Origin of the sequence: Caulobacter sp. (assembly GCF_049283275.1) — a bacterium.
Classification (GTDB): Bacteria; Pseudomonadota; Alphaproteobacteria; order Caulobacterales; family Caulobacteraceae; genus Caulobacter.
Window position 1 is genome coordinate 54,866 of the sequence record NZ_JBAPVS010000146.1, and the last position, 7,727, is coordinate 62,592.

Here is a 7,727-nt window from a genome sequence, read left to right on the forward strand (position 1 = left end):
TTCGGCCAGGATAGGCCATCGGTTTTTGAGGCGACGCCGCCGCGCCGGTTTCGGTAGCGCGCGACGCCGTCCTGTTGGGGAACAGGACGATGGCCCCGGGTCAGGAATGACCCGGGGCCGTTTTCAGTTTTGGGACCGGTAACAGCCTAAGGCTTTGATTTTGCGTGGCGTTACACTGTTCTGCGACCAGTGGTCACATAGTCGGGTTCGTTCATTTTCCGTAAATATCCGCCATGCCCAGCCAACTCGACCACCTGAATGAAGCCGAGCATCTTGAGCAGCAGGCCGAGTTCGCCGACAGCGACCACGCCCGCGAAGCGCTGCGGCGCATGGCTCAGACCTCTCGCCTGTCGGCGGCCCTGGTCGGCATGCTGGAAGCCAGCCGCGAAGAGCTGCCGGGTTAGTCCAGGGCGGTGGATCGTCCTTTCCGTCGAAACCGTTCCGAAAATACACGCATCGCTTGAATTGCCGCGCGGCTCGGTGAACATGGTCTTCAGTAAGGAGACCCTGGTGTCGGGTGAGGGATCGGACAAGATCGTTCTGGAGGGCGCGGGCGCATACTTCCTCAGCGTCGTGGAAGCCAGCCGCGACTGCATCCGGGTGATCAGCCCCGAAGGCTTCATCGAATACATGAACGCCCGCGGACAGGCGCTGTTCGAGATCGATGATTTCGCGGGCCGCAACCGCAACCGCTATTGGCCCGACATGTGGCCGGCCGAGAGCCGCGACAGAGTCGAGCTGGCCCTGCGCACAGCCCTGGCCGGCGAGGCCGCCGTTTTCCGCGCCCCGTGCCCGACGGCCAAGGGCGATCCGCGCTGGTGGGACACCACCGTCTCGCCGATCATCGACCAGGGCCGGGTTGTCCGGGTCCTGGCCAAGTCGCGCGACATCACCGGCGAGATCCGCGCCGAGGCCCATCGCCAGCTGCTGGTCAACGAGTTGAACCACCGGGTGAAAAACACCCTGGCCACGATCCAGTCGATCACCAGCCAGTCGTTGCGCAACGCCGGAGTCGACCCGTCAGTGCGCAGCGCGTTGGAAGGGCGGCTGATGGCCATCGCCGCCACCCACAACGTGCTGACCGACGAGAACTGGTCGGCGGCCAGCCTTCGCCAGATCATCGACGGCTCGGTCACGCCCTATCGCGCCAATCCGGGCCAGCTGACGATCAGCGGCCAGGACCTGATGGTGTCGCCCAAGGCGGCCGTCGTCCTAGCCCTAGCCTTCCACGAACTGGCGATCAACGCTCTGAAATACGGGGCCCTGTCGTCCGTCGGCGGCCGTGTGGACATCGGCTGGTCGGTGGCCGGCGGCGACAAGCTGGCCATCACCTGGACCGAACAGGGCGGGCCAGAGGTCCGCCCGCCCGAGCGGCGGGGGTTCGGCTCACGGATCGTCGAGGTGGCCCTGCCCAACGAACTGGGCGGCGAGGTCGACCTCGACTACCGACCCGAAGGCCTGCGCTGCCGCATCGAGGCGCCGCTGGCCGCTCTGGACAAGGTCGACGCCTTCATGTCGCTGACCTGAGATTGCGCGCTTTCCGGGATGAAAACGGGAGAGGGCGTAAGGTGAGCGCTCCATCTCGCCAATGTCCTGACACGATGAACCGTGATCCTCATGAGCCGTTGTGCAAGCTTGAGCGGCGCTGAGGTCGCGGAGGCGCGTCGCTGATGATCCCGCGGGATGCGAAGACAAGGCCGGCGGTCGCCTGGGCGGCGACGCGTGCCTTCGTCGTCCGTCATCGGCTATGGGTCGGCGCGGGGATCGGGGCGCTGCTGTCGCTGACGGTCCTGCTGGTCTGGTTGGGCGCCAGCCTGCCGATCTCGCGAGCCCTTGAGCCCCTGCCGAACCGGGCGCTGATCTTGCTGGACGCTCAAGGCCGGCCTTTCGCGCGGCGCGGCGCCTACAAAGAGCCGCCGGTGGCGATCGAGGCGCTGCCCAAGCACGTGCCGGCCGCCTTCCTAGCCATCGAGGACCGCCGGTTCTATCGCCACATCGGCGTCGATCTCCAGGGCGTGGCGCGGGCCATGGTGGTCAACGCCAAGGCCCGCCGCACCGTGCAAGGCGGCAGCACGATCACCCAGCAGTTGGCCAAGAACGCCTTCCTCACGCCCGAGCGCAGCCTGCGCCGCAAGGGCCAGGAAGCGATGATCGCCCTGTGGCTGGAGCTGCGTCTGTCCAAGGACGAGATCCTGGCGCGCTACCTCTCCAGCATCTATTTCGGCGACGGGGTCTACGGCCTGGGCGCGGCGGCCCGGCACTATTTCGGCAAGCCGCCCGAACAGCTGTCAATCGGCGAGGCGGCGATGCTGGCCGGCATGGTCAAGGCGCCGGTCGATCTGGATCCAGTCGACCATCCTCAGGCGGCCGGGGCGCGGGCCCGGCGGGTGCTGGACGCCATGGTCGAGACCAAGGCGCTCACCCGCGAGCAGGCCGACGCGGCCGGCCATGTCGTGGTGCGCGCCACCCGCGCCGACCTGCCGGTGGGCGGCTATTTCGCCGACTGGATCTCGCCGCAGGTCAAGTCGGCCTTCGACGGGCCGGGTTTTGGCGAGGTGCGCGTGCCCACCACCCTTGACGGCCGCCTGCAGCGGATCGTCGAGCGGGCGGTGGCTCAGGACATGAAGGGCGCGGCCAAGGCCAGGGTCGGCCAGGTGGCCGTGGTCGCCATGCGCCCGGACGGCCGGGTCGTCGCCATGCTGGGCGGCACGAACTATCGCCGGACGCCGTTCAACCGCGCGGTCCAGGCCAAGCGCCAACCCGGCAGCGCCTTCAAGCTGTTCGTGTATCTGGCCGCCCTGCGCGACGGGGCCGCGCCCGACAATCTGGTGATCGGCGATCCGGTCACCATCGGCGGCTGGACGCCGGCCAACTACGAGGGCGCCGGCGGGCGCGACCTGACGATCCGCGACGCCTTCGCCCAGTCCAACAACGTCATCGCCGCCCGGGTCTACCGGCAGGCGGGCGGACCGGCGGTGGTCCAGGCGGCGCGCGACCTGGGAATCGTCTCGCCATTGCGCGAGGACGACGCCACCCTGGCCCTGGGCACGGCGGAGACCAATCTTCTGGAACTGACCGGGGCCTACGCCGCCGTCGCCTCGGGCAAGGCGCCGGTCCAGCCCTACGGCCGGCCGGCGACGGCCCCGACCTCGACCCAGGATCTGGATCCCGACCAGCGCGCGGCCCTGCTCGACCTGCTGGGGGCGGTGGTCGAGCAGGGCACCGGGCGCGCCGCGCGCCTGGGGCAGAAGGCTTATGGCAAGACCGGCACCACGCAGGACTATCGCGACGCCCTGTTCGTGGGTTTCACCGGCGACCTGGTGGTCGGGGTCTGGGTCGGCAATGACGACCACTCGCCGATGAACCGGATGGTCGGGGGCGATCTTCCGGCCCGCATCTGGCGCGACGTGATGACCGCCGGCCTGAAGGCCGGGCTGGTGGCGCGTGACGGTCCGCCGGAGCCGCGTTACGAGCGGATCGCGCCGGAAGTCGTCGAGACGCAGCCGCGTCCCAAGCGCGTGCCAAAATGGCTGCGGCGGATCCTGGGGCTTTAAGCGGAGCGGGCTCGGCGACGGGCGCGCGCCTCAAAAAAACCGCGCCGACCGCGTGAAGCTGCACCGTTCTGCATAGTCGGGGCCGAGGAATCGAGCGTCTATCTTCTGTGGGGATCGCGTGCGGCGTCGGGCCGCCTGGCAGGAGCAGCCCGTGGATTTGATCCTGGTGGTCACCAAAGCCTTCGACTGGAGCGTCGAGCGGCAGGGACAGACCCTGTCGCGCCATTCCAGCCAGGAAGCCGCCTACAAGGCCGCCCTCGACTACGCCAGCGCGCTGTTCGAGGACGGGATCCGGACCCAGGTCACCATCAAGCCCGAACCGCGCACCTTCGCAGGCGTCACGGTCGAATAGGCTCAGTCTCCCAGGCAAACCTCCACGCAGCGCCGGGCCAAGGCCTCGGTCGCGTCGATGAACGGCACGGTCAGGTCGGCCGCGCCCATCACCAGCGGAACCTCGGTGCAGCCGGCCACCACCACTTGTGCGCCCTTGCCGACCAGGCGGTGGGCGAGGGCGGCCATGGTCTCGCGGCTGTCCGCGCCCAGTTCGCCGTGCTTGATGCGATAGAGCAGGGCCATGAACTCGACCTGTTCGTGGTCGTCCAGGGTCACCGCCTCGATCCCCAAATGCGAGAAGGTCCGGCGATAGAGCGCCAGCGCCCCGCCGGTGCCCAGCACGCCCACGCGTTCGGCGCCGTCGGATTTGGCGGCAAGGCCCGCCGTCTCGATCAGGTCGACCAGGGGCAGCCCGCTGGCCTTGACCTGCTCGACATAGGCGTGGGCGGTGTTGCAGGCGATGGCCAGCACCTGGGCCCCGGCCTCGCGCAGGCCCACGGCCATCTGGGCCAGCACGGGCCCGGCCTCGTCATAGCTGTTGTTGCGGTCGGGAACCTTAGGGTTGATGTCGACCAGCACCCGCAGGTGATCCTGTTCGCGGCTGACCGGCGTGGCCGCCTGCAGCTTGGCCAGGAAGTCCAGGGTTGCGGCCGGTCCCATGCCGCCGAGAACGCCGAGGGTCTTAGACAAGGGCAGTCTCCAGTTCGCTCTGATACCCGAACAATCCCTGCGCGCCGCCGGTGTGCAGGAAGACCACCCGCTGACCCTTGAACGCGCCCTTGCGGGCCTGGTTGATCAGACCCTTCATCGCCTTGCCCGAATAGACCGGGTCCAGCAGCAGGCCCTCGGTGCGGGCCGCCAGGGTCAGGGCGTCGATCACCTCTTGGTCGATGAGGCCGTAGCCCGCGCCGACATAGTCGCAGTCCGCCACCACCATCTCGCGCGCCACCCGGCCGGCGGCGCCGATCGTCTCGGCCGTGGCGACCGCCAGGTTGAAGACGTTCTCCTCCTGCTTGGCCTTGGGCGCCCGGACGCCGAAGCCGAGGATCGGAACGTCGACGCTGAGCGCCGCGAAACCGGCCACCAGGCCCGCATGGGTGCCGGCGCTGCCGGTGGCCGTGACCAGGCGGTCGATCTTCAGGTCCATGGCGTCGGCCTGCACGACCAGTTCGCGGGCGCAGTCGACATAGCCCAGGGCCCCGATCGTATTCGAGCCGCCGCCGGGAATGACATAGGGCTTGCCGCCGCGCTGGCGCACCGCCGCCGCCAAGGCTTCCAGCTCGACCACCATGTCGGTCTCGCCGGGCACGAAGCGTATCGAAGCGCCCATCAGGCGATCCAGCAGCACGTTGCCGTTGCCGACATAGTCGCTGGCCTTCGAGCCCGTGCGCTCCTCCAGGATGATCTCGCTCTTCAGGCCAAAGCGTGCGCCGGCCGCGATGGTCTGGCGCACGTGGTTGGACTGCACCGCGCCCTGGGTGACCAGGGTGTCGGCGCCTTGGGCCAGGGCCTCGCCCAGCAGGAATTCCAGCTTGCGGGTCTTGTTGCCGCCGCCGGCTAGCCCGGTGCAGTCGTCGCGCTTGACCCACAGGTCGATCCCGAGCTCGGCGCCCAGCCGGGGCAGGGGCTCCAGAGGCGTGGGAAGGTGGGCGAAGCGGGCGCGGGGGAAGCGGGCCAGGTGCATCGAGCGTCCTTGAAGGCGAAGGGGCGAGCGTTCGCCGATTCCCTACAGGCTCGGACGCCGCCGTGCTATGCTGACGGTCAGAAAAGCACGACCCGGCGCGTCATCCGCGCGACTGCTCCCAGCCGCGCGCGTCTCGCCAGAAGATCGGGCCGGTGTTGGGAGGACGTCATGACTTCGATCAGGACGCTTTGGTGGGCGGCGGGCCTCGCGGCGGCTGTGGTTTGCGCGACCCCGGCCGGCGCCTCGACCATGGTGATCGGCGGCGGAGCGGCCAAGGAATGCGCCGACGCCGCGATCGACGGCCGTTCCGACAACGCCTCGGTGAACAAGTGCACCCTGGCGCTGGAGACCGAGATCCTCGGCTTCCGTGACCAGGCCCGCACCTATGTCAATCGCGGCGTGATGCAGATGCGGCAGCGCAATTTCGGCGGCGCGGTCAGTGACTTCAACGCCGCCTCCAAGATCGATCCCAATCTCGGCGAGGCCTATGTCAATCGCGGAGCCGCCTATCTTGGATCCAACCGTTACGGGGAGGGTTTGGCCGAGATCGACCAGGGCCTGGCCCTGGGGGTCAAGGACCCGCAGAAGGCTTATTTCAATCGCGGCATCGCACACGAGAACCTGGGCGATGTGACGGCGGCCTATCGCGACTACACCAAGGCCGCCGAACTGGATCCCGATTGGGAGGCTCCCAAAAACGAACTCACGCGTTTCACGGTGAAGCGGCCCTGAACGCGACGCCTTGAAAGCGTTGAACCGGGTCCTGCACGTGGAGCCCGTAGGCATGAGCGCAGTTTGGACGACAATCGCGGCGACGGGGCTGGCCCTGGCCCTCGGCGGGTCGGCCTTCGCCCAGGTGGATCTTCGGGGCGTGCGCGAGCGCAACGTGATCCTCCTGCAGCAGGACATCGACCGCCAGAACGCCCTGGCCGCCCAGCGCCAGCTGTCGGCCGCCCAGAACCGCTACGCCGCCCAACTGACCCTGCGTGCTTTGGATGAGGCCGCCACGACGCCGCCGACCCAGTCCACGCTGCGACCGACCCCGCCGCTGGCTCCGGCCCGCGGATCCAGCGCCGAGGACATGGCCGCCGACATCGAGCGGATGGAGCGCCTGACCGACCAAGCCCTGGCCGCCGGCAACGCGCGTCTTCGAGCCATCAAACCGGCGTCCTGACGCCCCAGAAACACAGACACCAGGAGACCGATCGCATGGAATGGGGTGGAGGACGCCGCGAAGGCAATATCGAGGATCGCCGCGGCCTGGGCCCGGTGGGCGTGGCCGGAGGCGGCATCGGCGCGGTGGTGCTGGCGGTGATCGGCTATTTCGTGTTCGGCGTCCCGCCCGAGGCGACGATGAACGCCGTCAACGGCGTGCAGCAGCCGGCCGCACAGGAGGGCGTGCGCGGTTCGGTCAGCGACCGCGAGGGCCAGTTCATCGACGTGATCGAGACCTCCAACACCGATGTCTGGGGACCGCTGCTGGCCAAGCACGGCGTTGACTATCGCCCGCCCGCCGCCGTGGTGCTCTACACCCAGGCCACCGGCACCGGCTGCGGCACGGGGCAGTCGGCCATGGGGCCGTTCTACTGTCCGGCCGACAATAAGGTCTATCTGGACACCAGTTTCTGGACCGAGCTGGAGACACGGTTCGGGGCCAAGGGCGAGTTCGCCCGCGCCTACGTGATCAGCCATGAGATCGGCCACCACATCCAGAGCCTGACCGGTGCGTCGGACGAGGCCCGCCGCCTGGGCGCGCGGGGCGCCGAGAGCGGCTCGGTGCGGCTGGAGCTGCAGGCCGACTGCTACGCCGGCGTCTGGGCCCGCCACGCCCCCGAGGCCTCGGGCGGCGGCATCCAGATCTCCAGGGCCGACATCGAGGACGGCCTGGGCGCGGCCTCGGCCGTGGGCGACGACGCCATACAGGAGCAGTCCCAGGGCCGGGTCATGCCTGACAGCTTCACCCACGGCACGTCGGCCCAACGCATGCGCTGGTTCGGCAAGGGCTACGACGCCGGCGATCCGGGCGCCTGCGACACCTTCGGGGCCACGACGCTGTAAGGCTTTGCACGGGGGGCGAGACGAAAACCTCGTCCTTCGACAAGCTCAGGATGAGGTTTTTCAACCGCCTCAGCCTGTAAATGGTCCTCATCCTGAGC

At 68.7% G+C, this 7,727-nt stretch carries 9 protein-coding genes; 7 read left to right on the forward strand and 2 right to left on the reverse strand.

Going from position 1 to position 7,727, the window contains the following annotated elements; all coding sequences use genetic code 11:
* The first annotated feature begins 233 nt into the window (after positions 1–233).
* From WAL33_RS07710 to WAL33_RS07725, 4 genes are all read left to right on the forward strand, one after another.
* Positions 234–404, forward strand: coding sequence for a hypothetical protein (locus WAL33_RS07710; RefSeq protein ID WP_422180101.1), 171 nt, complete (start codon positions 234–236; stop codon positions 402–404).
* 106 nt (positions 405–510) lie between these two features.
* On the forward strand, positions 511–1,527 hold the full coding sequence (locus WAL33_RS07715) for a sensor histidine kinase (protein ID WP_422180117.1): 1,017 nt from the start codon (positions 511–513) through the stop codon (positions 1,525–1,527).
* 143 nt (positions 1,528–1,670) lie between these two features.
* Positions 1,671–3,554 carry a transglycosylase domain-containing protein gene (locus tag WAL33_RS07720; RefSeq protein ID WP_422180103.1) on the forward strand — a complete coding sequence of 628 codons (1,884 nt, stop codon included), beginning with the start codon at positions 1,671–1,673 and terminating at the stop codon, positions 3,552–3,554.
* A gap of 151 nt (positions 3,555–3,705) precedes the next feature.
* A complete protein-coding gene (locus WAL33_RS07725) occupies positions 3,706–3,906 on the forward strand; it encodes a hypothetical protein (protein ID WP_422180105.1) in 201 nt (66 codons plus the stop codon).
* 2 nt (positions 3,907–3,908) lie between these two features.
* Here the strand turns inward: WAL33_RS07725 and WAL33_RS07730 are convergent, their stop codons facing one another.
* Both WAL33_RS07730 and WAL33_RS07735 read right to left on the reverse strand, forming a co-directional pair.
* Positions 3,909–4,577 carry an aspartate/glutamate racemase family protein gene (locus WAL33_RS07730; RefSeq protein WP_422180107.1) on the reverse strand — a complete coding sequence of 223 codons (669 nt, stop codon included), beginning with the start codon at positions 4,575–4,577 and terminating at the stop codon, positions 3,909–3,911.
* Positions 4,570–5,571, reverse strand: a complete 1,002-nt coding sequence (locus WAL33_RS07735) for a D-cysteine desulfhydrase (RefSeq protein WP_422180109.1) — start codon at positions 5,569–5,571, stop codon at positions 4,570–4,572. The genes WAL33_RS07730 and WAL33_RS07735 overlap by 8 nt, the downstream gene beginning before the upstream one ends.
* A 168-nt stretch (positions 5,572–5,739) precedes the next feature.
* Between WAL33_RS07735 and WAL33_RS07740 the strand changes: the two genes are divergently transcribed.
* From WAL33_RS07740 to WAL33_RS07750, 3 genes are read left to right on the forward strand one after another with little or no spacing between them, the layout of a single operon-like run.
* Positions 5,740–6,303 (forward strand): tetratricopeptide repeat protein, encoded by a 564-nt coding sequence (locus WAL33_RS07740; protein ID WP_422180111.1) that lies wholly within the window; start codon positions 5,740–5,742, stop codon positions 6,301–6,303.
* Positions 6,304–6,355: 52 nt separating this feature from the next.
* On the forward strand, positions 6,356–6,745 hold the full coding sequence (locus tag WAL33_RS07745) for a hypothetical protein (protein WP_422180113.1): 390 nt from the start codon (positions 6,356–6,358) through the stop codon (positions 6,743–6,745).
* Between the two features lie 35 nt (positions 6,746–6,780).
* The gene (locus tag WAL33_RS07750) at positions 6,781–7,629 is read left to right on the forward strand and encodes a neutral zinc metallopeptidase (RefSeq protein WP_422180115.1); all 849 of its coding nucleotides are present in this window, start codon (positions 6,781–6,783) and stop codon (positions 7,627–7,629) included.
* The last annotated feature ends 98 nt before the right edge of the window (positions 7,630–7,727 follow it).

Coding starts and splice junctions, on each gene's coding strand:
- WAL33_RS07710 (WP_422180101.1), top strand. CDS start 234: ATGCCCAGCCAACTCGACCACCTGAATGAAGCCGAGCATCTTGAGCAG.
- WAL33_RS07720 (WP_422180103.1), top strand. CDS start 1,671: ATGATCCCGCGGGATGCGAAGACAAGGCCGGCGGTCGCCTGGGCGGCG.
- WAL33_RS07735 (WP_422180109.1), bottom strand. CDS start 5,571: ATGCACCTGGCCCGCTTCCCCCGCGCCCGCTTCGCCCACCTTCCCACG.
- WAL33_RS07740 (WP_422180111.1), top strand. CDS start 5,740: ATGACTTCGATCAGGACGCTTTGGTGGGCGGCGGGCCTCGCGGCGGCT.
- WAL33_RS07745 (WP_422180113.1), top strand. CDS start 6,356: ATGAGCGCAGTTTGGACGACAATCGCGGCGACGGGGCTGGCCCTGGCC.
- WAL33_RS07750 (WP_422180115.1), top strand. CDS start 6,781: ATGGAATGGGGTGGAGGACGCCGCGAAGGCAATATCGAGGATCGCCGC.